The organism is Nonomuraea sp. NPDC004580, from assembly GCF_040609855.1.
Lineage (GTDB): Bacteria > Actinomycetota > Actinomycetes > Streptosporangiales > Streptosporangiaceae > Nonomuraea > Nonomuraea salmonea.
The window spans coordinates 324,045-349,280 of sequence record NZ_JBEXLH010000003.1 but is presented as its reverse complement, the minus strand read 5'-3'; the positions used below and the strand labels follow the sequence as shown (position 1 = coordinate 349,280).

Sequence of the window (25,236 nt, the reverse complement as noted above, 5' to 3'; positions counted from 1 at the left end):
GTGCGACGCGTCACCGCCACTGTGACGGCGGTGGGTGTCGCGTTCGCCTTGTCAGGTTGCGGCAGTCTCGGTTTCATCGGCAGATCACAGGCGAAGGACATCGCGGAGATCAACGTCACGAGTCCTGAGCTGCGCGAGGGCAAACCGCTGCCGCGCGAATACTCCTGTCACGGCGACCAGGGCAGCCCGCCGCTGCGCTGGTCGAGCCAGCCGCTGTCCGAGGCGAAGTCGATCGCGATCGTGGCCGACAGCCACACCGGGTCCGATTCGGCCGTCCACTGGGTGATCTACAACATCCCGGCGACCACGACCGAGCTCGGCCCCAACGCCGCCGCCGATCCGCCTGAGGGCTCCGGTCAGGCGACGGTGACCAGCGGGCGGGCCGGCTACGAGCCGCCCTGTGAAGAGAAGGCGAGCTATCGGTTCACTGTCTACACGCTGGACGACAAGGTCGAGAGCGCCGAGGGCTCGGAGCTCCCGCAGATCTTGAAGCAGATCGCGAACCAGACCATCGCCCGGGGGCGGCTCACGGCGGTGAACATCGAGTGAACGCCCGAACACGGCATGTGGTGCCGGTGTACCAATTCTTCACGTAGGGTGTGACAACTCTCATAGTGGTCCGACACAATCAGATCCAATCGTTAGGCACTGGTGATCAAAGGGGGCAGATCGCGTCGATGGCCGCGCGATCTCATCGGTGCCAGAGGGAGGCCATGGCTTTGAGGGTGGTGCAATGATCGCGGTCGTAGTGAGCTTGGTCGCTGTCGTGCTCCTCGTGCTCGTCGTCGTGGCACTGGGCATGCGTTCGATGAACCGCAGGGAGAGCTCGCTTCCTCCGGAACGGCTGAAGGAGATGGCCGAGAAAGAGGAGCAGACCCAGACTCGTTCGACGGACGAGTTCGCGAAGCATGAGCCTCGGATGGCCAACTTCAGCCCCGATTTCAGTCCCATAGACGAGCCGAAACCCAAGCCGGTCCGCACCGGCCAGCGTGGCCGTCGTGGCGTCGACGAGTGGGGCAACCCCACCAACGACGACGATGACGAGGAGTTCTGGGCCAGCATTCGCAGTGACGCGGAGGAGGGCGGGTTCGGTGCGGGTGGCACCGTCGCCGCCAGGAAGGCCGCCTCCCGTCCCGTCGAACGCCCGTCCGAGCGTGAGCGTCCCGCCGAACGCGAGCAGCAGCGTCCCGCCGCCCAGGCCGACCGGCCCACTGATCGGCCCACTGATCGGCCCACTGATCGGCCCGCCGCGCGGCCCGGCGGACGTTCCGCCGGACGTCCCGCCGAGCGGTCCGGTGAGCGCCCCGCCAAGCGGCGTCCCGCCAAGCCGCAGCCCGCCGCCTCCGTCGACCCCAACGCGGCCACCGTGCAGGCCCCGCTCCCTCAGCGCCAGCCCGCCGCCGCCAACCTCGCCGACCTCGTGGAGCCGCAGAAGCGGGCCAAGCCCTCGCAGTCCGAGCTGGCCGACCAGCGCACGGTGACGTTCGCGGCGCCGACCGCCGACGTGATGAGCATCCTCGCCCCCGGCGCCCAGCCGGTGCCCGCCCCCACGCCTCCCGAGCCCGCCACGAGGCCCACCACGAGGCCCGCCCCGAGGCCCACCACGAGGCCCGCTCCGGTGGCCTCCAGCGGCGTCTCCTCCAACTACCCCGCCACGGGCGGCGGCTACGGCTCAGGTTCGACGAGCGGCTCCTATCCCGCCACCCCCGCGGCGACCGGCAGCGGCTCGTTCCCCGCGGTCAGCCCCACCTCCAGCGGCAGCTTCCCGGCCGCTCCCGCCGCGCCGATCCACGGCGCCCCGACGAGCGACCCGTTCCCCGCCTACAGCGGCGGCACGCCCGACCCGCTCGACCCCTCCTACGGCAGCACCACGCGGCCCGCCAACACGTCCGGCTCGTGGCCCGCCGCCTCGCCCGACATCCTCGACGACCCGGCGCCGAGCGACACCCCCTACGGCGGGGCCAGCTCCTGGCCGGCGTTCGAGCAGCCCGCCGCGCGCCCGTCCTACCCCGCCTCCTACGAGGTGCGCTCCGGCTACGCCGTGGCCGACGACTCCGACCCGCTCACGAGCCCCTCCCCCGCCACCGGCACCCCGACCGTGCCGGGCCGGGCGGTCTCCAACTACGACGTGCTCTCGGCTCCCACGCCGCCTCCGGCGCAGCCGGCGTCCCCGTTCGCGATGGGTGCCTACGAAACGGGTGACATCACCACCAGCCCGGCGGCGTCCTGGCCGGAGCCTCCGGCGCCGGAGGGCGGCTGGCCCGCGTACGGCGGCGGCACGGAGAAGGAGGGCGGCCGGGGCAGCCACCGCAGGTCGGCCCCCGAGCAGGACCTTCCGCACGACTATTACAGATGATCTTTCGTACCCATTAATCCGTAAAACCAGCGTGACGCCCCCCTAAAGCGGGGGAGACGGAGCAATAGGGTTTGCTCCATGTTCCGCGACACGCAGAGTAGCCGGCTGAGCACCCTCCGATATGACGTGCCGGCCTCGCTCGTGGTTTTCCTCATCGCGGTGCCCCTCTCCCTGGGCATCGCGATGGCCTCGGGAGCGCCTCTCGTCGCCGGGCTGATCGCCGCCGTGGTCGGCGGCGTCGTGGCGGGCGCCCTGGGCGGCTCGGCGGTGCAGGTGAGCGGCCCCGCCGCGGGCCTGTCGCTGGTGGTCGTGGACCTCGTGCACACCTACGGCTGGCGGGCCACCTGCATGATCACCCTGCTGGCGGGGGCCGTGCAGCTCGTGCTCGGGGTGTTCAAGGCGGCCAGGGCCGCGCTGATGGTCTCACCGGCCGTCATCCACGGCATGCTGGCCGCCGTCGGCGTGATCATCGCGCTCGCCCAGCTGCACATCGTGCTCGGCGGCAGCTCCCAGCGCTCGGCGGTGGCCAACCTGGTGGAGCTGCCCGGCCAGATCGCGAACCTGCACGGGCACAAGGTCGCCGTCGGCGTGCTGACGATCCTGGTGCTGGCCCTGTGGACGCGGCTGCCCAAGCCGCTCAAGGTGGTGCCGGCGCCGCTGGCGGCGCTGTTCGCGGCGGCGGTCACGGCATGGGCCTTCGGCTGGGACGTGACGCGGGTCGACCTGTCGGACAGCGTGACGGAGTGGGCCTTCCCCGTGCTGCCGCAGGGCGACTGGCACCTGGTGGTGGCCGCGGTGCTGCTGGTGGCGCTGCTCGCGGGCTGCGAGTCGCTGCTGTGCTGCGTGGCCGTGGACGGCCTGCACACCGGCCGCAGGGCCGACCTCGACCAGGAGCTGACCGGGCAGGGCGTGGCCAACATGGTCACCGGTGCGCTCGGCGGGCTGCCGGTCGCCGGGGTGATCGTGCGCAGCAGCGCGAACGTGCAGGCGGGCGCGCGTACCCGGTGGTCGGCGATCCTGCACGGGGTGTGGGTGCTGGTGTTCGCGTTCGGGTTCGGCTGGACGATCACGCTGATCCCGCTGGAGGCGCTGGCGGCGCTGCTGGTCTTCATCGGCGTGCAGATGGTGAACCTGGGCCACGTCAAGAAGGTGCACGGGCACGGCGAGGTGCCGGTGTACGTCGTGACGATGGCCGGGGTCATCCTGCTCGGGCTGGCCGAGGGCGTGCTGGCCGGGCTGGCGCTGGCCGCGCTGCTGGCGCTGCGCCGCCTCACCATGGTGACCGTGCTCAAGCGGGAGGACCGCGAGGGCCGGCTGCGGGTGACGATCTCGGGGTCGCTGACGTTCCTCGGCGTGCCGCGGCTGACGCACGAGCTGCGGGCCGTGCCCACCGGCGCCCACGTGGACCTCGACCTGAACATCGACTTCATGGACAACGCGGCCTTCGAGGCCCTGCACTCCTGGCGGCTCGACCACGAGCGCACGGGCGGCACGGTGGACATCGACGAGCTGCACGACGAGTGGTACACGCTGGCCGCGAGCGGGGGACGTACGCTGCCGAAGAAGTCGCCGCTGAAGGCGCCCGACCGGTCGTGGCTGCCGTGGGCGCACCGGCGCCGCGCCCCCGCCGAGCCGCGTGACAGCGCGGGGGCCGAGTGCCAGCTCACCGCGGGCGCGCGTGAATACCACCGCCGTACGGCGCCGCTCGTCCGTCCGATCTTCACCGAGCTGGCCCGCAAGCAGCAGCCGTCGCACCTGTTCATCACCTGCGCCGACTCCAGGATCGTGCCCAGCCTGATCACCGCGAGCGGTCCAGGTGACCTGTTCACCGTGCGCAACATCGGCAACCTCGTCCCCCGCAGGGGCGCCGAGCCGCACGACGACTCGGTGGTGGCCGCCATCGAGTACGCCACGCAGGTGCTGAACGTCCGGACCATCACGGTCTGCGGGCATTCGGGGTGCGGGGCCATGGCGGGGGTGCTGAGCGGCGGCGTGCAGGCGGGCAGCCTGCCGGGGCTGCGACGGTGGCTGCGGCACGGGCACCACAGCCTGGCCACGTTCATCGAACTCGAGGGCGACCGGCTGCACAGCGGGGCGCTCGACGTGCTGTGCCGGGTCAACGTGCAGCAGCAGCTGGAGAACCTGCGGACGTACCGGAAGGTGGACGAGCAGGTCAGGGCGGGCAAGCTGGAGCTGGTCGGGCTGTACTTCGACATCGGCTCGGCCCGCGTGCACATGGTGCCGCCGCTGCGGCCCGCCACCCCGTACGTCGGCATGCCCGCCCGCCGGGTGATGGCCGCCGATCGCCGCATTCTGGGTGATCCTCCGCAGACCGGGCGCGGCGCGCGCGGTTAGGGTCGCGGTGCCGGTCGCCCCCCGTCGCCCCCCGTCGCCCCCCGTCGCCCCCCGTCGCCCCCCGTCGCCCCTCGATCGCTTCCGGCGGGGCATGCTGGAGGGATGACCGCGTTCCAGCATCCCCGTTTCGCTCAGGCGTACGTGAGGGCGTCCGAGCTCGCCGACCGGCGCGGCGCGTACGCGCACCGCCGCCGCCTGCTGGCGGGCCTGCACGGCCGGGTGATCGAGATCGGCGCTGGCAACGGCCGCAACTTCCCCCACTACCCGCTGTCCGTCACGGAGGTGGTGGCGGTGGAGCCGGACGACACGCTGCGCGCCCACGCGGTCGCGCAGGCCAGATCGGCGCCGGTGCCCGTGTCGGTGCTGCCAGGTCACGCCGACGCGCTTCCGGCCGGCGACGGCACGATGGACGCGGCGGTCGTGTCACTGGTGTTGTGCTCGGTGCCCGCGCAGAGCCGGGCGCTGGCGGAGATCGTGCGCGTGCTCGCCCCCGGCGGGCGGCTGCACTTCTACGAGCATGTACGCTCCCCACGCCGCGTCACCGGCCTGCTGCAGGACCTGCTCACCCCGGCCTGGCACCGGGCGGCGGGCGGCTGCCACCCGAACAGGGACACGGTGGCGGAGATCGTACGGGCGGGCTTCGAGGTGACGGAGATCGACCGCTTCCCCTTCGCCCCGCAGCCCCCGATCCCGCCCCTGACCCATGTCTTCGGCACCGCCGTCTTCAAGGGCTGATCAGCGCAGGTTGCGGAAGAATCGCCGCATGTCGTCCACGAGGAGGTCGGGCGCGTCCTGGGCGGCGAAGTGGCTGCCCCGGTCGTAGACGTTCCAGGAGACGATGTTCTTGTGGTCGCGCTGGGCGAACGTCCTGATCGACTGGTAGTCCCAGGCGAAGTTGGCCAGGCCGAGCGGCACGGTCGTCGGCTCCGGCACGGTGGTGCCCCGGCCGTTGGTCTTCTGGGTGGCGGGGGCGGTCGCGGCGTCCTCGTAGGAGAACCGGGCGGCGGAGGCGGCGGTGTTGGTCAGCCAGCAGATCATCACGTTGGTGAGCACGACGTCCTGGTCGAGCGGGCCGAGAAGCTGGGCGTGCCAGCCCAGCAGGCCGGCGGGCGAGTCGGCCAGGGCGTGCGCGAGCGTCTGCGGCTCGGTGGACTGCAGCTTGTCGTAGGCACCCCTGTTCTCGACGAACCACTTGGCGAAGTCGAGCTTGCCGCGCTCGTCCTCGGTGAGCTGCTCCAGCTCGGCCGGGTCGCCGGAGGGGAAGGAGAAGACCTGCGTGACGTGCACGCCGACGACGTGCTCCGGGTCGGTCCGGCCCACCTCGGGAGAGACGAGCGAGCCCCCGTCGTTGCCGGCCGCGCCGTAACGGTCGTACCCGAGCCTGCGCATCAGCTCGGCCCAGGCGCGGGCCACCCGATAGCGGTCCCAGCCGCGCTCCTTCGTCGGGCCTGAGAAGCCGAAGCCCGGCAGCGACGGGATGACCAGGTGGAACGCGTCCTCCGGGTCGCCCCCGAGGGCTCGGGGGTCGGTGAGCGGGCCGATCACCTCCAGCCATTCGGCCACCGTGGTCGGCCAGCCGTGGGTCAGGATCAGCGGGGTCGCGTCCGGCTCCGGCGAGCGCACGTGCAGGAAGTGGATGGTCTGCCCGTCGATCTCGGTGGTGAACTGCGGGTAGGCGTTCAGCCGCGCCTCCCAGGCGCGCCAGTCGTAGCCCGTGCGCCAGCGCTCGACCAGTTGCTTGACGTACCCGACCGGGACGCCGTACTCCCAGCCGGGCGGCACCGGGCCGGCCGGAGCCGAGTCGTCCGGAGGCAGCTCCTCGGCCCAGCGGGTCCGTGCCAGCCGCTGCTGGAGGTCGTCGAGGTCGTCCTTGGGGACGTCGATCCGGAAAGGGACGATGTCGTTGCTCATGAGACCAAGGACACAGGCGCGGACAGCATCGAGTCGCTCGCCGTCCACCTCGGGCTGCTCGGCGCCGAACTCACCGTGACGGAGCCTCCGGAGCTCGTCGCGTACGTCCGCGACCTCGCCGCCCGCTACCACCGCGCCGCCCCCGGCTCTTGAGACGGCCGGCGGTGGTCAGACCCTGCCGGGAAGCGCTCATCTCCATCATCACTGTCAGCCGAGGACGGGGAAGTTGCTGCGGAACGTGCCGCGCGGGTCGCGGGCGCGCTTGATGGCGCGGAGGCGGTCCAGGGTTTCCGGGGTGAAGGCGGTGGCGGCGCGTTCGCCCGGCGCGAGGAAGGTGAACGGCTTGCGGCCCGTGCTGTGCGGGATGAGCGGGTCGGTGATCTGGCGCATGCGGTCGCCTACGGCGGCGCCGCCGTCGGCCCCGGGGATGCCGAACAGGTACAGCGCGAACGGCTCCTCCAGGTGACCCGCGGAGGTGCCGGACGGGCGGGCGAGGGCGCCGCCGAGGTGCCGGACCTGGACGCTGAGCAGCGGTTCGATGGGGCGTTCCAGCAGGGCCGCCGCCACCTCATCGCTCAGGCCGGTCAGGAGCTCGGCCCGCGAGCAGCCCGGGCCTGGGTCGGTGGGCTCGGCGGTGATGGAGCCCAGGCGGTCGACCGGCAGCACGGCGCGGGAGTCGGAGAGCGTGCCCCCGATCTTCTCCAGCGGGCGCAGCAGGGTCTCCGCGTCGCCTGCGGCGCCGAGGAAGGTCACGTCGACCGCGACCATCGGGGCGGCGCCGGGAAAGTGCAGGAGTTCGTACCAGGCGGTCAGCTCCTCCGGGGCGGTGCCGGTGATCTGACGGTAGGCGTCCAGGACGGCCGGGGCCTCGGCGGCGGGCCACAGCATGCGCCCGCCGTACAAAGTGGGCGCGGGGTGCAGGGCGAACTCGGTCGCGGTGACGACGGCGAAGTCCCCGCCGCCGCCGCGCAGCGCCCAGAACAGGTCGGGGTCGCTCTCGGCGGTCACCCTGGCACGGTCGCCGTCGGCGTCCACGACCTCGAAGGCGCGCACGCTCTGGGCGGCGAAGCCGTGCTTGCGGCCGAACCAGCTGAGGCCGCCGCCGAGGGTGTAGCCGGTGACGGTGACCGCGGGGCTGCTGCCGGCCAGGCCGGTGAGTCCGTACGGGCTCGCCGCCGACAGGACGCGCCCCCACGAGACGCCGGCGCCCGCGCGGGCGACCCGCTCGTCCGGGCGGACGTCGAGCTCGTCGAGGCGGCCGGTCCGCAGGAGGATCACCTCGCCGGTGTTGCCACTGGCTCCGTGGCCGCTGGGCTGGGTCGCGACGGTGAGCCCGGCCAGGCGGGCGTACCGGACCAGGACCGCCACGTCGTCGGCGTCGGCGGCCTCGACCACGGCCCGTACGGGCTGCTCGACCGCCAGGTTCCAGGGCCGCCGCGCCAGGTCGAAGCCCTCGTCGCCCGCCACGAGCACCCTGCCGCGCAGTTCGTCCTTGATGTTCATGCTTTCCCGCCCCTTGTGGTCGTTGATGGCTCCACCGTGCCGGACCGCGTCTGGGATCGAGCTGGGGTCGAGTTGAGGTGCCCTAGAGTGAGATCCGGCATAGCGGGGGAAAAGGTCATGACGGGGTTGGAGTTCCGGCTGTTCGGGCCGCTGGAGGTGACCGGGGGCGACCGGAAGGTGCTGGATCTCGGCACGCGCAAGCAGCGCGCCCTGGTGGCGATGCTGGCGCTGGAGCCCGGCCGGGTGGTGTCGCTCGACCGGCTGATCGAGGAGCTGTGGGCCGGGGAGCCGCCTGCTGGGGCGACCCGGACGTTGCAGGCGTACATCGCGCACCTTCGCCGGGTCCTGGAGCCCGGACGCCCGCCGCGCACCCCGCCCGGCGTCCTGCTGACCCGCGACCCTGGTTACCTGCTGGCCATCGCGCCGGGGCAGGTCGATCTGTGGCGCTTCACCGCCTGGGCGGACGAGGGCCGCGCGGCGCTGGCTCAAGGCGCGCACGACAGGGCGGCCGGCGTCCTCGGCCGTGCCCTCGACCTGTGGCGTGGCGATCCGCTCGGGGAGTTCGCCGGTGAGGAGTTCGCCCAGCCCGTCGTCGCCCGGCTCGCCGAGACGCGCGTGACGGCCATGGAGGACCGCTTCGACGCCAGGCTGGCCCTGGGCGAGACGGCCTCCCTGATCCCCGGCCTCGAGGCGCTCGTCGAGCACCAGCCGTACCGGGAGCGTGCCTGGTCGCTGCTCGTGCTCGCGCTCTACCGGTCAGGCCGGCAGGCCGACGCGCTGGCCGCGCTGCGCCGCGTACGCACCCGCTTGGCCGACGACCTCGGCCTGAGCCCCGGACCCGGGCTGCGCGAACTGGAGCAGGCCGTCTTCGGCCAGGCGCCGGATCTGCGCCCTCCCCCGGTCCCCGTGGCCGAGCCCGCGCCGGAACCGGGCGAGGTCGGCCTCATGGCACGCTCAGGCCAGCTGGAGCTGGTGCAGCGCCTGCTGGGCGAGGCGCGGCGCGACCGGGGCGGCGTCGTCCTGGTCACCGGAGAGGCGGGAATCGGCAAGACCCGGCTCGTGCGCGCCGCCGCCGACCTGGCCGCCGCACGCGGCTTCCAGGTCGCCTGGGGGCAGTGCGTGGACGGCACCGCACCGGCCTACTGGCCATGGAGGCAGATCCTGCGCGAGGCCGGTGACGGCTCAGGGCTGCTGTCCGGCGGGGCGCCCGATCCCGGGCAGGACGTGTTCGGCCTGTACGAGCAGGTCGCCGACGTCCTGACGCGGAAGGAGACGCCGGCGGCCGTCGTCCTGGAGGACCTGCACTGGGCGGACGTCTCCTCGCTGCGGCTGCTGAGCTTCGTCGCGCAGGCGGCCGTACGGCACCGCCTGCTCGTCCTCGTCACCTGCCGCCCCGAGCCGGGCGACCATCCCGACGCGCTGCGCGACACCCTCGCCGTGCTGTCACGAGCCGGCGAACGCGTGGAGCTGCACCCCTTCACCGCCGGCGACGTGGCGTCCTACCTGCGCGCCAAGCGGATCGCCGAAGAGCCAGGGCTGGTGGGAACGCTGCTGGAAAGGACCGGCGGCAACCCCTTCTACCTCGGGGAGCTCCTGCGGCTGCGCGGAAGCGAGCAGGCGGTGCCCGACGGCGTACGCGACGTCATCGAACGCCGCGTCGCCCGGCTGCCCGAGGAGACCCGCGCCCTGCTCCGCGCGGCCGCGGTCGCCGGCCGCGACGTCGGCGTCGGCCTGCTGGAGAGCGTGACCGACAGCACGGCGGAGCAGGTGATGACGTCCCTGGAACCCGCCGTCGCGACGGGACTGCTGGTCGAGCCACCGGACGGAGCCGACTACCGGTTCGCCCACGCCCTGGTCAGGGAGGCACTCTACGCCGGGCTCGGCCGACTGGCGCGATCCCGCCTGCACCTGCGCGTGGGCGAGGCCCTGGAGCCCGTCCTGCCGGAACCGGAGTCGGCCATCCTGGCCCACCACTTCACCCAGGCGGTCCGGCTGGGCGGGGCGGACAAAGCGGTCAAGTACGCCTCCCGCGCCGCCCGTCACGCCACCGGCCAGCTCGCGCACACCGAGGCCGTCGACTTCTGGACGATGGCCCTGTCGGCGCTGCCGCCCGGCCAGGACGGCGAGCGGGCCCGCCTGCTCACCGAACGGGGCCAGGCCCACCGGGCGGTCGGCCGGCCGCAGGAGGCACGCGGCGACTGGGACGAGGCGATCCGCATCGCCCGCGCGGTCGGCGACCGGGAGGCGCTGATCCCCGCGGTCACCGCCGCCGGCGGGCCTTCCCTGTGGAACTGGCGCGCGTACGGCGTGGTCGACGACGACATGGTGACGGTCATCGAGGAGCTGCTCGACGGCCCGCTCACCGACCCCGACCGTGCCGCGCTGCTGGGCGCGCTGGCGCTGGAGCTGCACTACGGGCCGCGCGGCGCCGAGGGCGAACGCCATGCCGCCGAAGCCGTCAGGATCGCCAGAAGGGTCGGGGACGTCCCCCTGCTGGCCAGGACGATGAACAACTACCTGCTCGCCGCGTTCCGCCCCGGCCGCAACGCGGAACGCCGCGCGATGGCCGCGGAACTGGCCGCCCTGCCCGGCCTGCCGGTCAGCGGCGAGGTGATGGCGCGGGTCTTCCTGATGTCCTGCCTGCTGCGCGACGGCGACCTGGCAAGCTGGGACCGGGAGCTGGCCCGCTGCGAGACGCTGCTGAAGGCGGCGCCGCGTCCCGAGCTGGAGTCGATGGTCCGCATCGCCCAGACCGCCCGCGCCACCCTCGACGGCAGGTGGGACGACGCGGAGGAGCTGCTCGCCGAGTACGGCGACCTGCAGTTCGGCTCAACGCTGTGGGGCCGGTCGTTCCGGCGCCTGGTGACGACATACACCTGCCGCCGCGCCCAGGGCCGGGTGCCCGACATCCTGGACGAACTGATGACCGCCGCCGACGCCCCCGACCTGGTCCCCCTACGACCGCTCGCCGTACTGGCGGCCATAGAGGCGAACCGCGAAGAGCTGGCCCACGACCTGATGGCCCGATGGGGCACCGGCATCCCCGACGACTGGACCACCGACTTCCTGCTCCCCGTCTGGGCCCTCATCGCCGCCCATCTCGGCACCCCGGACCCCCGCCGCTTGTACGACCGCCTGATCCCGTACGCAGACCAATACGTAGTGGCCGGAATGGGCTCCGCCTGCTGGGGCTCGACCCACCACGTCCTGGCCCGCCTGGCCCACCGCCTGGGCGACGACCAAGCAGCCCAGATGCACACCCACGCAGCCCACCAGGCCGCACCACCCCTGTCGATCTTGTCAGTGGCGGCGCTTACGCTCCCCACTCATGAGCAACGATGAGACTCGCACCGTACGCCTGACGGTTGACGTTCAAGACTGTGGTGTCGCTCACCTGCTGGACAAGGAACTCGACCGGTATGCCGACGTACCGGCCCAGTCCATGGGACTCGTCGAAGTCAAGCAGGGGTGTGCCACCCTCCAGATCACTCACCAGTGGGGTCCGGCCAGCTTCACCGTGACAGTCGCCGGCCGAGACCCCGGAGCAGATCTCGCTACCTACGAGGACATCGTGGAAATTGGCTACGTGTCCATGTCGGGCGAAGTGGAGATGACCGGGTTCACCTTCGACGAGGCTGTGATGTGTCCCCTTCCCCCGCTTCATGCCGGGCCTGGAACGTACCGCATTCGGTATCACATCAAGGGCTTGGATCTGGAGGGCACGGATGACGCTGTCGATGACCACTACCTCCAGATATGGCCCGCCCCCCTTGAGGAGCCCGTTGTCATCAAGGCAACGAGCGAGGCTTCTCAGTACTTTCCGAACCCGGAGAAGTTCGAGCGCGACCGAGGATTGTGAGCTGCGCTGGTCTGCCACCCCTGGTCAGAGGGGTGGAAGTGACGAGTCGGCCTGTAGGCCGGGCTCAGACGTCGCCCCTCTGTGACCTTGCACTTCTCCCCCGTACCCTATTTGCGCTGGCTTTTTGCCTTTCGTCGTTTCGCGTCGTTCTGCCGCCTTTCTGGTGCTCCGGCGGAACAGAGACGGAACAGGAGCGCGGGGAGCCTGGAGTCCTTCCTGGAGGCCGCTCCCCCATGCAGTCGGCCGCCGTGCTGGAGGCAGGCCCATGCCCAGATAGTTCGATAACACTCAACCGCGCGCCTCAGCCGAGTTTCCGCGGTCCCTTCCGCAAGTAAGTAGCAAGCGGCCGGGGCCCGGTGACTCCAACACCGAACCCCGGCCTGTGACCCAGCAACCTGACTACACCAGGAGCCAGGCCATGAGCCCTCACCCTTCCACACCCACCATCGCCGAGAGCGCGAATCACGCCGACGAGGTCCTGCCGAAGCGCGTCGGGCGCTTCTTCCCCAACCCTTTCCGTCACCGCCGCCGGCATGCTGTGCCGGTCACTGAGCGCCCTGTGGACACTGGCGCGGGCCGACTCGGAGACACGGTCATCCTCGGCTTCGCGGTGGCCGTGCTACTGGCCGTCGCCGCCGCTGCGGCCTACGTCTCGTACCACCACTTCTACGGCCTGGCCATCGCCCTCGGTGAGCGGCACGACATGGCCGTCCTCTACCCGGCCATGTCCGACGGCGTGATCGTCATGGCGTCGCTGGTGATGGTCTACTGCTCGCGCCGCCGCATCCGTGTGCCGGTCCTGGCGTGGGTCTCGCTCGCCCTGGGCGGCGCGGTGACCCTGGCGGCGAACGTGGCGCACGGTTGGTCCGGAGGGCTCGGGTCGCGCCTGGTCAGTGCCCTGGCGCCGCTGGCGTTCGCGGGGGCGTACGAGCTGCTGATGTGGATCGTCCGCAACACCCGCAGGCCGTCGGTCGAGGCTCCGGCGGAGGAGCACGTGTGCCAGCCGATCGAGACCGTCGTCGAGGTGGAGCGCGAGGTGCCGGTCCTGCCCACCGACCGGTACGAGGCCGCGCGGCTGGCCTACCTCGACAGCCTCAGCGAGGGCAAGCAGCGCATCGGCCGCCGCCCGCTGATGAACCGGTGGGGACTGGAGCAGCGCGAGGCCGAAGACATCATCGCCGAGGTGGACAAGGAGCGGGCGCAGGCTGCCGAAGCCAAGGCGGCCGGGACACGCGGCTCCCAGGCCGCTCCCCCATCGCAGAGCGGCGTGCAGCCGACCGGCACGAGCCAGGCGGAGGCGGCGTGATGACGAGCTTCCTGATTCCCCCCATGGGCGTGTTCGTGTTCCTGCTGTGCGCCACGCGAGAGGCGGACGCGGACGCTCGAAGTGCCGGGCAGATGTGGGCGGCCATGCGGCGCGCCGGATGGGGGCGCACAGCCTTCACGGCGGTGCGTGTCTTCGTGGTGGTCGTGCTGCTCATCCTGGCCGATCTGTGCCGTCTGACCGGGCACGCGGTCGCCGGGACACGGGTCGTCGTGGAGGCGCTCGCCGTGCACACCGAGAGCCTCGGCTCGCTGGTCACCCGGACGGAGGTGCAGGCATGACCGCCACGGAGGAGATGAGCGACCGCATGGTGATCGCTCTCCAGGCCGAGGACGAGGACGTGCGCGTCGCCGCTGAGACCACGCCGGAGAAGGCTGCCCGGGAGGCCCCGGAGGAGAGCGACAGCGTTCTTGAGGGGACCGTGGTTCTCGTTGATCAGGCGCACCAGCCCGAACCGACAGACTTGCTCGCCGAGCTGGCCGCGCGCCGCCAGGAGCGGCAGCCGCTGGTGCCGCTGTGGTTGCGGTCGCGGGCGGATGCCTTGCAGGTGCTGAAGTGGCAGGCCGAGCACTCCGGCTACGTGCTGGCCTACCACGCGCTGCGCTCCCCGAAGTACGCCGCCAAGCTCGCGGGGCGTTCCCCAGCCGGCGCCTGGCGGTTGTTGGTGGCTCTGGTGCGGTGGCTGTTCGACCTGGAGGGCCGCCCGGTGCGGCGTGCGGCGGCCACGAAGGAGGAGGCGGCGGAGTACCTGGCCCTGTCGCGGCAGCGCGACGACCGGGTCAAGGCGCGCCTGTGGACGCTCCTCATCGGCGCGATCACGGCGGTCCTGGTCGGCATCTTCGTCGCCATGGCCTCGCCCACCTGGGTGCAGTGGGCGATCCTCGGCGTGCTCATCGCCGGGGCGGGGGTGCTCGGGACGCCCGCCGATCAGCCGCTGCTGGACCGGGCGGTCATCCCCAACCGGGTGCGCAAGCTGACCAGTGACCAGGTGCTGGACGCGCTCGGCTCGCTCGGCATCTCCGCCATCAACCAGGCCCTCGGCAAGAACGGGCGCGGCATCACCTTCCCCGCCCCGATCATGCGCGACGGGCCGGGCTGGCGGGCCGAGGTCGATCTCCCGCTCGGCGTGACCGTGTCCGAGGTACTGGACAAGCGCGACAAGCTCGCCTCCGGCCTGCGCCGCGCCCTCGGGTGCGTGTGGCCCGAACCGGTCTCGGAGGAGCACCCCGGCCGCCTGGTGCTGTGGGTGGGCGATCAGGAGATGCGCAAGGCCCGGCAGCCCGCCTGGCCGCTGGCCACGTCGGGGCAGGTCAGCCTGTTCGAGCCGGTTCCGTACGGCAACGACCAGCGCGGCCGGCCGATCTCGATCCTGCTCATGTTCGCCAACGTGCTCATCGGCTCCATGCCGCGCTACGGCAAGACATTCGCGCTGCGGGTGCTACTGCTGGCCTGCGCGCTGGACCCGCTGGCCGAGTTGCGGCTGTTCGAGCTGAAGGGCACCGGGGACCTGTCGGCGCTAGAGAAGGTGGCCCACCACTACGCCAAGGGCGCCACCGACTCCGCCAAGGCCGCCTGCGTCGCCTCGCTCGCCGAGGTGTACGCCGAGTTGGACCGGCGCGCCGAGGTGATCGACGGCCTGCCCCGCCACCAGGCGCCCGAGTTCAAGGTCACCCCCGAACTGGCGGCCCGGCGCGACCTGGGCCTGCACCCGATGGTGGTCGCCATCGACGAGTGCCAGGAGCTGTTCGCCGACGACGAGTACGGCGAGGAGGCCGCCAAGTACGCCACCGCGATCATCAAGCGCGGCCCCGCCCTCGGGATCATCCTCATCCTGGCCACCCAGCGGCCGGACAAGGACAGCCTGCCCAAGGCCATCTCGGCGAACGCGGGCATCCGGATCTGCCTGCGGGTGATGGGCTGGCAGGAGAACGACATGATCCTCGGCACCGGCATGCACCAGGCCGGCGTCAAGGCCACCATGTTCACCCTCAACGACAAGGGCATCTCCTGGGCCGTCGGCATCGCCGAAGACCCGACCATCGTCCGCTCCGCCTACCTGGACGGCCCCACCTCCGAGCTGATCGCCGAACGCGCCCACCACCTCCGCCAGCAGGCCGGAACGCTGTCCGGGCAGGCGATCGGCCAGAAAGGGCCCCAGCGGGTCTCCTACGATCTGCTGGCCGACATCCTGACCGTGACCACGGCCAAGGAAGAGAAGGTCTGGAACAGCACGGTAGTGAACCGGCTGGCCGAGCACCGGCCGGACGCCTACGGCCAGTGGGCGGACCTGGAGGACGACGCCAAGACCGCCACACTGACCGCCCGCCTCAAGGAGTACGGCGTCAAGACCGAGGACACCTGGGGCCGCGACTCCGCCGGTAAGGGCCGCAACCGCAAGGGCTTCAACCGGTCCGACATCGCCGACGCGTACGGCAAGCGGAAGACCCAGCCCTAGCGCGCCGATCACCTCATCGAATGCCCCTGGAGCCGATTCCAGGGGCGTTCGCATGGGGCCGCTAGAACGCTAGATCCCAGCTCAGAACGAGGCTGCACCGCTAGCCAAGCCGCTAGACCTCGCGGCTCCACCCGCTAGGAACGTCGCCTCGGATAGGCGACAACTACCTGTCCACAGGCATCTGGACGCGGGCGGCAGGGAAACACAGCAGCGTGAAGTTGGAGGTTCGCGCGCAGCGCGCGGGTCAGTCTCTGGCCCGCTGGCTGGCGCCGCTGACGTTCACTGATTGGTCGGCAGCCCGGGTGACGGCCGAACTCACTCGCGCGGTGGTCGCCTGGGGCGTTGCCCACGGCTGGCGGGTCCGGCGAGAGGTGCCCAGTCTGGCCGAACTTCCCGGAGCTCATCCGGATCGGTCCGGTTATCTGGACGTGGTGTGCGAACGGCTCGACGGCCCGCCGATCGCCATCGAGATCGACCAGACCGAGAAACCGTGGTCCGCCCGAAAGCTTCTGGTCGAGGCCGACTCCGGCGTGGTCCCTGTGTGGGTGCGCTGGGGAGAGCCGCCGTCCGGGACCGTGCCGGAACCGGTGGCCTTAGTCGTCTTCGTGACCACCTGCCGCGCTGTAGGTCCCACCCGACGGCGGCTGTACTCACGCACCGCTGACCAGCATCTGCAACCAAGCGCACCGCCCGTCCCGGCCAGCGAGCAGCCCCCACAGCATGCGCCGACGAGGCTGCGATGCCGGGCCACCACCAAGAAGGGCGAGCCCTGCCCCATCGACGCTCGGCCGTCAGGACTGTGCCATGTCCATGATCCCGCCGTGCAATGCGGTCGCCTGACGAGAAAGGGCAGCGCGTGCACCGTGGCCACTGGCGGTGGCCCGTGCAAGTACCACCAGGACCAGTCTCAGAGCGAACCAGCTCCGCAGCTCCCGCCCTGGCTACCCGATGTGTCCTGACCGCTGATCACTCCGGATATCGGCGGTCGTCTGCCTGTGGACGGCGCGGGCAGCCTGAGTGTGATCGTGGGCTGGTCTGCCCGCGCCGTGGCTTCTGGTGCCGTCAGACGGCCTCCGCCGCGATGGGGGAAGGGCTTCGGCTGGAGGCCATCCAGTCGAGCTGCGTGGCCATGCCGGTGACCAAGTCGGTGGTCGGGGCCCAGCCGAGCAGTCGACGCGCTGAGGTCACGTCGGCGCAGGTGACAGAGACATCCCCGCTCCGTGCGCTGGTGGATCGGACGTTGATGGGCTGGCCGGTGAGCTGGTGGGCTCGTTCTACGACGTCGTTGAGACTGATGGTGCGGCCGGCCCCGACGTTGATCACGCTGTTGGGCAGGTAGACGGTGCCTGCCGCGATGGTCGCGTTGATGGCGTCGTCGATGTAGGTGAAGTCGCGGCACTGCTTGCCGTCCCCGTAGATCTGGAGGGTCAGTCCGGTCGAGGCTGCGGTAAGGAGGCGCTGGACGAACATGTCCTCCCTCTGGCGCGGGCCGTAGACGGTGAAGTACCGCAAGGCCACCACGGTGGTGTCGCAGTCCGATCGGGCCGCGTGGGCGAGGCAGAGCTGTTCCTCCGCGAGCTTGGTCACCGCGTACGGGGAGGCGGGGCGCGGGTGATCGGTTTCGGCGCTGGGGCGGTCGCCGTCGGGGGCGCCGTAGACGCTGGAGGAGGACGCGACGACGAGACGCGGGATGCGCAGCCTCGTCACCGCGTGCATGAGCCGCTGGGTGGCCGAGATGTTGGAGGCGACATAGTCGTCGAAGTCGGCTCCCCAAGAGGGCTGGACGCCTGGGACGCCGGCCAGGTGGAAGACGACGTCGGCGTCGAGCAGCAGGGGTTCGATGGCGCAGGTGCGCAGGTCGCCGGTGGCGAAGACGAAGCCTGGGTGAGTGCGGATGTCGGCCAGGTTGTGGGCGGCGCTGAGGTGCTTGCGAGGATCGCGGCGGTCTACACCGATCACGGTTACCCCCCGCGCGAGCAATGCCTGGCACAGGTGGGAGCCGATGAAACCGGCCGCGCCGGTGACGACGGCTCGCCGGGGAAGTGACTCGCGTGGCCCGTGGGAGGTGGCTGGCGTGGGCATAGGGGTCCTCTGAGGTGGTTGGTGGATGCTGGCGATGAGTGTGCGGCCGTGGGTCAGGAGTTCCGCGTTGTTCGCTTCGTGGCCTCGTACCAGTGCGGTCACCGCCTCCAGGAGGCGGAAGCGTTCCAGGAGCTGGTGTTCGGTGGAATCGAGCGGGCGGCCGTAGCCGTCGAAGAAGGCCGTGCGCAAGTGCTGTGCCCGCCGCCAGTAGCGGTGTTCGAGGCGGGCGAAATCGCGGATGCGAGCGTCCAGGCGGGTGTGCTCGAAATCGACGACGCCGACCCGTCCCGCGTCTCTGACGATCCAGTTCCGTGGCTGGTAGTCCAGGTGGCACACCGTGGTCTCGAGTGTCTCTGCGGCCATCTCGTCCGCCCAGTAGTGCAGGAGGCGAAGGTCGGAGGAGGTGATGAGGGCCGCCAGGTGCGCGCGGGCGGCCCACCAGCGCATGCGCTCAGCGAGGTAGGCAGGTACGTCGGTCGCGGTGTGCGGGCCGGGCGAAGCTTGGTGGAGGAGACGCAGGACGTGGCCCGCGTCGCGGTGTGCCCGACGTTCAGCGAGGGAGTCCTCGGGGAGCTGCGTGGCGCGTTGCCCGGGGATGGCGGTCAGTAGCAGGGAGAGGGTGTCGGGGTCGGCGTGGATGAGGGCTGGAGCGTGTTCCTTCAGGGCTGGGACCCAGGTGGAGTAGGCGCGGACTTCGGCATGGAACCGGTCGGGCGCCTGGTGGTGCTTGAGGATGTAGCGCTGCCCGTCCCTCGCGGCAAGGACCTGGAGGTGCGACGGCAGGTCAAGGCGCGGAAGCGGCGTGACGGGCCCCAGGTGTCGGCGGGCCATGGCCAACAGCTCGGGGTCAGTGCCGCTCACGAGATGGCCGGCGTGGTCAGGTGGGCGGTGTCGTTGTGGCGCAGCAGCATCCACCGCTCGTCGCCGAACCGGTTGCGGTGCAGTTGCCAGTGGGTGATCGAGGCGTGGTCGAGGGTGAAGCTGGTCATCAGGCCGGGACGGAGGTCGAGCAGGAGGGTGTGCGCGGCGAGCACGGTTTCGCCGTGTGCTACGAACAGGACGCGGTCGCCTTCGTGGTGGCGGATGAGGTCGGCGAGGACCGCGCCGGCGAGCTTGAGGTAGCCGTTCCAGGTGTCGGAACCCAGTGCCCAGGGTTCATCGGGATGAGCGTGCGGGCCGCCGCGGAAGGCGGTCTTGACCTCGTGCCAAGGCTTGCCGTCGGCCTCGCCGTGGACGGGGCCGTCCAGGGCGTTGCTGATGAGCAGCGGCAGGTCGAGAGCGTCGGCCAGGATACGACCGCTTTCGCGGAGCCGCAGGCGAGGTCCGGCGTACACGTGGGTGAACGGTTCGGCGTCATGTTGGATGAGGAGGCGGGCAGCGGTCAAGGTCATCTGCCGTCGGCCGAGGTCGGTCAGTCCGGTGCAGGTACCGGGACCGCCGACGACGCCGTCCACGTTGCATTGCGCCTCGCCGTGGCGGGTGAAGATGAGTTCGGTGGAGATCACGTCAGGTCCTCTGGTCGGGGGCGGACGGTCGGCCACGGATGCCGGTAACCGCTCTTGCCGAGATAGGGCAGGGTGAGCAGGTGATGCAGCTCGGCGTGACCGAGGAACCGGCCGATGGGGACGGGGGGTAGGCCCGCGTCGATGAGCGGCTGGTTGTAGCAGGCCAGGGACGTCGTGAAGGTCTCGGGTGGGAGCGGCCCGTACGTCATGGCCAAGGTGACCAGCAGCTTGGCGAGGTCGTAGCCGAACGGCGCCAGGGTGAGGTCGTCGAGATCCACCATGACGGGCCCATCAGCGGTGATGAGGACATTGCGCAGGTTGGTGTCCTTGTAGAAGGCGACCGGGGTGGCCGGGCTGGCGGCGAGGAGTGATTGGGCGGCGGTCATCTGATGGGCGTTGACCAACCCGGCGGCGCGGTGTCTGCGCAGAGCTGCGATGCGTGGCGAGACGAAGTCGGGCAGCTCACGACCATCGGCCATAGGGTGTGCGGTGGTGAGGAGCGCACGGTGCAGATCGCCCTTCCATGCGGCGGCGTGGGCACGGCCGAGGGCGGTGGCCACGGCCGGGGCGTCGGTGAACCGGGCGTGGCGGCCTTCGATCGAGGCGAAGTCGATGCCGTCCGCGCGAACGGTCCTGATGGCGGGGAGCCGGAGTGGGCCTGCATGTTCGTTGAGCCATGCGTGGTGGGCGATGGTCTTTTCGAGGGCTTCCCGGGTGGCGTACGGCTTGCTGAAGGTCATGATGCGTCACCCCGCTTGGCGATCAGGTAAGTGACGGTGGAGGCGGCTACGACCGGGGCGTCGATCACGCGGGAGCGCAGTGCCGTGGCGATCGCGTCTGGGTCGGTGGCCATAACGGACGGCAGCTCGTACTTGGGCGTGGTGGCAAGGTAGGCAGCGACATGGTCCAGCCCCGTGAAGGCGAACCGGTGTTCCTCGTGTTCCACGTGCACGATCGGGAGGATCGGCGCTGTGAGCGCCTCCAGGTTGCCGCTGTGAGCGGTCCCGTACAGGCTCGGCCTACGCGTCGCCCCGGCGTCTATGCCTGCGGCGGCCACCAGGAGATCGAGGGTCTGATAGCTGTCGGCCGACTTGGTGACCATGATGGCAATCCCGCCCTCGACGAGAACGCGGGCGATCTCGGCGATGACGAGGCGCGGGTCGGGGGCGTGGTAGAGGCAGAACGCGGCCACCACCACCGCGCAGGTGGCGTCCCCGACGGGTAGGCGGTGGAAGTCAGCGCGGAGGCAGGTGACCCTCGTCGGAGCGCCCTCGACCCGGGTGCGTGCGGCGGTGAGCATCGCCTGCGAGGTGTCGATGGCCAGCAGGTGGCGAGGCCGGAGGCGCTCGGCCAGGATTCGGCTACTGGTGCCGCGGCCACAGCCCAGGTCCGCGACGATCGCCTGCCGGGGCTCGGCCAGGTGATCGGTGGCCAGGTCGGCGATGACCTCGGCGACTGCCCTTCCCTGGATCTTCGCCTGGTGCAAGGCTGAGGTACGGGCCGCCAGGCGTGACTCCTCCTGGTACAGGTGCGATGCGATGGCCGGATGCGTGAAGGCGTTTTCGGGCGACGTCATGGGCGCCACCCGTCCACGCCGCCGCCACGGCGGGTCAGCGGCCGGCGGCCACCTGTTCCAGCCAGCGGCGTGTCTTGGCGCGGCTGGTCAGGAACACCACCTGCTTGCCCGCGGCGAGTTCGTGGATCTTCGCCAGCACCTTGGGCCGCATGCGCCGCCGGTAGGTGGCCACGTAGGTGATCACGCCCCAGTGGATGCGGTTGTAGACGCCGGAGGTGTGCTGGCCGGCGCCGTGCCGGATCTGGCGGGAGACGATCCCCCACAGGGCGGCCCAGGTGGGCACGTCCATCATCACCACGGTGTCGCAGGCTTCCAGCCGGACGTGCAGCGAGGAGTTGTAGTTGCCATCGATCACCCAGCGCGGCGCCGCGACCAGCTCTCGCTGGGCCGCCTCGAACTTCTCTGGCGGCAGCGGGTTCCACTCGTCGTCGTAGTAGACCGCGTCGAGATGCGTGACCGGCGCATCGAGCAGACGGCCGAGTTCGCGGGCCACGTGGGATTTGCCGCTTCCGCCGGAACCGACGACGGCCACCCGGTTCATCTGCATGGTGCTCCACCATAGTAGAAACGGGCCTGGTCAGAGCGGTAACGACGAGATGCGGGTCCGTGTTCATCGACACCTCCAGGCAGTGTGAGGGCGGAGGGCGTCGAAGGCGGCCAAGATGTCCTCCACCATCCGGAGTTGGTGGCTGAGCCGGAACATGTCGAGCTTGGCCAGACACGCTGAGATCAGCTCGGCGTGCGCGGCGGTGCCGGCGATGGACAGCAGCCGATCCACCGCGGCGAGCACCTCATGCCCGTCGTTGACGATCAGCTCCTCCGGCACGAACCGGCGAACGCAGGCGATGTCGGACGGCGCCAGGGGCAGGCACCCGGCCAGAACCGCCTCGAAGATGCGCTGCGTCATCTGGCCCACTGCCGCGTACCGCTCCGGGAGCAGCAGGACCGTCGCCAGGCTCTCGCCGTACATCCGGCCCACTTCGCTGAAGGGGACCCTGCCGAGGAAGGTCACCTTGGGCCAGCGGCCGATGGTGGGCCACTTCCCGGCCACCTGGTGGGGCAGGCGGGCGGCGGCCGGGGCGAAGTAGTGGTCGAACGCCTGGTCCCGGTCGTACTGGTTGCCGATGTAGGTCAAAGGAATGGGCCGCGCCTGCGCGGCAAGCACCGGCGGATCGGCCTCGTCTAGGAGGACGTCGTCCAGAGGGAACAGCAGCGGGCGAGACCCGAGGGAGGGGAGCAGCGCAGCCTCACAGACCACCACGCCGTGGCGTCGGCGCAGGGGGTGGTCCAGCGGGATTTTCCGGTCCTTGTCCCAGACGATCGTGGGCGTGCCGCGAGAGTACGTGTAGTGGTCGAGCAGGTCCTCCTGGCGATGAAGATCGCAGGTGTGCCCAGGGACGTCGCAGGCGGTCGTGTTGCGGCCGGGTATGGGCCAGCGCCACTCGGCGAAGAGGACGTCGATCTCAGGCAGGCCGGCATCGAACGCGTACCGATCGGCGATGTGGTCCTCGGCCTCGGCGAGATCGCGGTTCCGCTGGAGGAAGACCACCTCGTGGCCAGCGGCGCGGATGGCGTCGATGAAGGGACGTCGATGGCTGCGCCCGCCGTCCGGGGTGTCGGTGATGCCGGGCCCCAGGAAACCCCAGAAGCTGTAGCCGATCCTCATCGGGTGATCCACCTGCCTTCCATGAGCAGGGCGTCCAGGCCGGTGCCCGCCAGGCACTTGAGCGCCATGACCGGTGTGCCGCAGATGGGCTTGCCCTTGACGTTGAGCGAGGTGTTGATCAGGACGGGGATGCCGGTCCGGCCGGCGAAGGCGGTCAGTACGGCGTGCATGAAGGGGTTGCCGTCCTTTGTGATGGTCTGGACGCGAGCGGTGCCGTTGGCGTGCACGACTGCGGGAATCCGCCGCCGGGCCAGCTCGGTCACGCCCGAGGCCATCGACATGAACGGCGACTCCTGGCCGAGGGTGAAGTAGTCGGCGGCGTGCTCGGCCGTGACCATGGGCGCGAACGGGCGAAAGGGCTCGCGGAACTTCACCGTGTCGTTCAGCCGCGCGACCACGTCCGGGATCAGCGGCGAGGCCAGGATCGACCGGTTCCCGAGCGCGCGAGGCCCGGCCTCGACCCGCCCCCGGAACAGGCCGACGATCTGACCGCCGGCCAGCCGCTCCGCCAAGAACGCGGCGACATCGCCGTCGATCCGGTGCTCCGTGAACCCTGTGACCTCTGGCATCTGGCCGGGAAAGGCGGGGCCGAGGTAGCACGTGCCCGCGACGCCGGCCAGAGGGCTTGTCCCGCTCTCCAGGTGGACGGCGGCGGCTGCGCCGATCGCCGTACCCGCGTCGCCCGGAGCCGGAGGCACGAACACCTCCGCGAAGAGACCCGACTCCACGATCTTGCCGACGGACACGCAGTTGGTGGCGACACCACCGCCGAGGCACAACCGCTTCATCCCGGTACGTGTCCTGGCCAGACCAGCCAGATGCAGCATCACCTGCTCGGTCCGCTCCTGGAGCGCGGCGGCCAAGTCCTGATGGACTTGGCCGATCGGGACGTCCCCGCCGCGGCGTGAACAGGTCTCGGCAGCGAAGCGGGGCGTCAGCCGGGCGAAGGACGACGACAGCACCCGGGGCGCGAAGTAGGCCGGGTTGAGGGAGAATCCGGTCGGCGTGACGGGGATCATGTCGGAGAAGAGGGCGCGGAAGCGGGCCGGATCGCCCAACGCGGCCAGCGCCATCACGGTCCCCTCCTCGTCGCCCCGGCGCCAGCCCAGGTGCTCGGTGACAGCGCCGTAGGCGTAGCCGAGTGAGGCCGGGTCGGTCAGCTCGTAGAGGGAGCGCAAGGCCGGCCGGCCGGGCTGGAGCTGACGTCCGAGCGCGATGGTGGTGGTCTGGGCCTCGCCGAGGCTGTCCACGACCAGGACGGCCGCGCTCTCCCAGCCCGAGGCGGCGAAGGCGTACATCTGGTGGGTGCGGTGGTGGAGGAGCGGGCGGATACGAGCATGGGGGAAGCGGCGCCTCAACCCGTGGACGCGGTGAAGAGTGCGGAAGCCCACCTTGGTGAAGCTGGCCGCGCGCCTTGCCGCGAATTCACGAGTGGCGGGGTCCAAAGCCAGGCCAAGGGCAGTGGGAACCACCTTCAAGTAGTGGAGGCCGTGGAAGTTGTACGCGACCGCGTTCACCTCCTCTGCGGTGATGCCCGCCTCGGACAACAGCCAGGAGACTGCCCGCTCGGGGTAGGCGCGGGTGTGCTTGACCCCGGACAGGCGCTCCTCCTCGACGAATCCGATCAGCTCGCCATCGACGAGCAGGGCCGCGGCCGAGTCGTGCGTGAAGGAGCACAAGCCGAGGACGACATGGGGAGGCATCGAGATCACCGGCTCTTCAGAACGGCGTACCAGGCGCACAGGCCCTCCCCGAGGAGGCCGCCGACGCCCTCGGCGCTGCGTACGGCGGCGTCACGGTCGCCGCGTTTCCACTGCTGGTAGCTGGCCAGCACGGCGGCCATGATGTCCCAGCCGGGATGATCGACCATCCGGCCGGACCGGACATCGGCCAGCAGGGCGTCGAACCCCTCCCACGGCGTCTCCAGGGAGGGCAGCTTGCCGGGCGTGGAGACCGCCGTATCGAGGACGGCGACCACCTTGTCCAGGTCGCGTTCGTACACGTGGAGCGAGTCCACGTGGTGGTGGTACTCGCCCAGCTCGGCACCCAGCCAGCCGGCCATCAGCTCGTGCAGGGTGGTGGCCGCGAAGATGTCGTAGGGCAGGCCGGTCCACAGGTCCTGGCTGCGCATGGTGGTCGCCATGTGCAAGCGACCACGACGAAGGTGGAAACGGTAGCCCAAGGTACAGGGCACATCCCGATGCCCGCCGGCGTCACGGGCCGGGTCGTAGAGCTGAATGACGGCCCGTCTCGAATCCGGGTCACCCTGAAGCGTGGACAGCGCCAGGGCGAGCTGATCGACCGAGCCGTCCCAGCAGCGCATGCGCGGGCCGTAGGCGCCGCGCAGGATGCCGTCGTCCTCGGCGTACTGTCGGAGCTGGCCGTTGAACTCATAGATCCACGGCGCGTCGGATCCCGACAGGATCCAGACGGTCTCGGCGACGGCGAACGCGGTGTTCAGCACGCGACCAGGCGGAGCGTGCAGGAGCCGCGCGCGAGGATCTTCGAGCAGTAGGCGCACGTCCAGCAGCTCGCGGGTGTCCATGCCGCGGGGGCTGACCTTGTCGCCGTCGATGGTCAGCCGCACCGCGCTGGTGAACAGCTCGTTGAGCGTGCTGCCGGTAATGGTCGTCACTGGTGTCAC

At 70.9% G+C, this 25,236-nt stretch carries 20 protein-coding genes; 10 read left to right on the top strand and 10 right to left on the bottom strand.

The window, feature by feature from the left end; translation table 11 throughout:
* From ABZW11_RS06860 to ABZW11_RS06845, 4 genes are all read left to right on the top strand, one after another.
* Entirely contained in the window at positions 1-549 is a 549-nt protein-coding gene (locus ABZW11_RS06860; protein WP_355413447.1) for a YbhB/YbcL family Raf kinase inhibitor-like protein, read from the top strand.
* 184 nt (positions 550-733) lie between these two features.
* Positions 734-2,356, top strand: coding sequence for a hypothetical protein (locus ABZW11_RS06855; protein ID WP_355413445.1), 1,623 nt, complete (start codon positions 734-736; stop codon positions 2,354-2,356).
* A gap of 78 nt (positions 2,357-2,434) precedes the next feature.
* Entirely contained in the window at positions 2,435-4,711 is a 2,277-nt protein-coding gene (locus tag ABZW11_RS06850) for a SulP family inorganic anion transporter (RefSeq protein ID WP_355413443.1), read from the top strand.
* A gap of 102 nt (positions 4,712-4,813) precedes the next feature.
* Entirely contained in the window at positions 4,814-5,446 is a 633-nt protein-coding gene (locus ABZW11_RS06845) for a class I SAM-dependent methyltransferase (protein WP_355413441.1), read from the top strand.
* On the opposite strand, the gene ABZW11_RS06840 is transcribed toward ABZW11_RS06845, so the two are convergent.
* Positions 5,447-6,622 (bottom strand): epoxide hydrolase family protein, encoded by a 1,176-nt coding sequence (locus tag ABZW11_RS06840; protein WP_355413439.1) that lies wholly within the window; start codon positions 6,620-6,622, stop codon positions 5,447-5,449.
* A gap of 207 nt (positions 6,623-6,829) precedes the next feature.
* On the bottom strand, positions 6,830-8,125 hold the full coding sequence (locus ABZW11_RS06835; RefSeq protein WP_355413437.1) for an FAD-binding oxidoreductase: 1,296 nt from the start codon (positions 8,123-8,125) through the stop codon (positions 6,830-6,832).
* Between the two features lie 117 nt (positions 8,126-8,242).
* Here ABZW11_RS06835 and ABZW11_RS06830 point away from each other — a divergent pair, with 117 nt between their 5' ends.
* From ABZW11_RS06830 to ABZW11_RS06805, 6 genes are all read left to right on the top strand, one after another.
* Positions 8,243-11,467, top strand: a complete 3,225-nt coding sequence (locus ABZW11_RS06830; RefSeq protein WP_355413435.1) for a BTAD domain-containing putative transcriptional regulator — start codon at positions 8,243-8,245, stop codon at positions 11,465-11,467.
* A complete protein-coding gene (locus ABZW11_RS06825; protein ID WP_355413433.1) occupies positions 11,454-11,984 on the top strand; it encodes a hypothetical protein in 531 nt (176 codons plus the stop codon). Before ABZW11_RS06830 ends, ABZW11_RS06825 begins: the two co-directional genes overlap by 14 nt.
* Positions 11,985-12,402: 418 nt before the next feature.
* Positions 12,403-13,290, top strand: coding sequence for a DUF2637 domain-containing protein (locus ABZW11_RS06820; protein ID WP_355413431.1), 888 nt, complete (start codon positions 12,403-12,405; stop codon positions 13,288-13,290).
* Positions 13,290-13,589 carry a hypothetical protein gene (locus ABZW11_RS06815; RefSeq protein ID WP_355413429.1) on the top strand — a complete coding sequence of 100 codons (300 nt, stop codon included), beginning with the start codon at positions 13,290-13,292 and terminating at the stop codon, positions 13,587-13,589. The genes ABZW11_RS06820 and ABZW11_RS06815 overlap by 1 nt, the downstream gene beginning before the upstream one ends.
* Positions 13,586-15,763 carry an FtsK/SpoIIIE domain-containing protein gene (locus ABZW11_RS06810; protein ID WP_355413427.1) on the top strand — a complete coding sequence of 726 codons (2,178 nt, stop codon included), beginning with the start codon at positions 13,586-13,588 and terminating at the stop codon, positions 15,761-15,763. Before ABZW11_RS06815 ends, ABZW11_RS06810 begins: the two co-directional genes overlap by 4 nt.
* Positions 15,764-15,975: 212 nt before the next feature.
* Positions 15,976-16,722 (top strand): hypothetical protein, encoded by a 747-nt coding sequence (locus ABZW11_RS06805; RefSeq protein ID WP_355413425.1) that lies wholly within the window; start codon positions 15,976-15,978, stop codon positions 16,720-16,722.
* A gap of 103 nt (positions 16,723-16,825) precedes the next feature.
* On the opposite strand, the gene ABZW11_RS06800 is transcribed toward ABZW11_RS06805, so the two are convergent.
* The 8 genes from ABZW11_RS06800 to ABZW11_RS06765 form a co-directional block, all read right to left on the bottom strand.
* Positions 16,826-18,676, bottom strand: a complete 1,851-nt coding sequence (locus ABZW11_RS06800; RefSeq protein ID WP_355413423.1) for an NAD-dependent epimerase/dehydratase family protein — start codon at positions 18,674-18,676, stop codon at positions 16,826-16,828.
* Between the two features lie 26 nt (positions 18,677-18,702).
* Entirely contained in the window at positions 18,703-19,350 is a 648-nt protein-coding gene (locus tag ABZW11_RS06795; RefSeq protein ID WP_355413421.1) for a histidine phosphatase family protein, read from the bottom strand.
* On the bottom strand, positions 19,347-20,090 hold the full coding sequence (locus tag ABZW11_RS06790; RefSeq protein ID WP_355413419.1) for a phosphotransferase: 744 nt from the start codon (positions 20,088-20,090) through the stop codon (positions 19,347-19,349). Before ABZW11_RS06790 ends, ABZW11_RS06795 begins: the two co-directional genes overlap by 4 nt.
* The gene (locus tag ABZW11_RS06785) at positions 20,087-20,926 is read right to left on the bottom strand and encodes a class I SAM-dependent methyltransferase (RefSeq protein WP_355413417.1); all 840 of its coding nucleotides are present in this window, start codon (positions 20,924-20,926) and stop codon (positions 20,087-20,089) included. The genes ABZW11_RS06790 and ABZW11_RS06785 overlap by 4 nt, the downstream gene beginning before the upstream one ends.
* A 34-nt stretch (positions 20,927-20,960) precedes the next feature.
* Positions 20,961-21,473, bottom strand: a complete 513-nt coding sequence (locus ABZW11_RS06780; protein ID WP_355413415.1) for a topology modulation protein — start codon at positions 21,471-21,473, stop codon at positions 20,961-20,963.
* A gap of 63 nt (positions 21,474-21,536) precedes the next feature.
* Positions 21,537-22,604 (bottom strand): hypothetical protein, encoded by a 1,068-nt coding sequence (locus tag ABZW11_RS06775; protein ID WP_355413413.1) that lies wholly within the window; start codon positions 22,602-22,604, stop codon positions 21,537-21,539.
* Positions 22,589-24,334, bottom strand: a complete 1,746-nt coding sequence (locus ABZW11_RS06770) for a carbamoyltransferase C-terminal domain-containing protein (protein WP_355413411.1) — start codon at positions 24,332-24,334, stop codon at positions 22,589-22,591. The genes ABZW11_RS06775 and ABZW11_RS06770 overlap by 16 nt, the downstream gene beginning before the upstream one ends.
* Positions 24,301-25,227, bottom strand: a complete 927-nt coding sequence (locus ABZW11_RS06765) for a thymidylate synthase (protein WP_355413409.1) — start codon at positions 25,225-25,227, stop codon at positions 24,301-24,303. The genes ABZW11_RS06770 and ABZW11_RS06765 overlap by 34 nt, the downstream gene beginning before the upstream one ends.
* Positions 25,228-25,236: the final 9 nt, after the last annotated feature.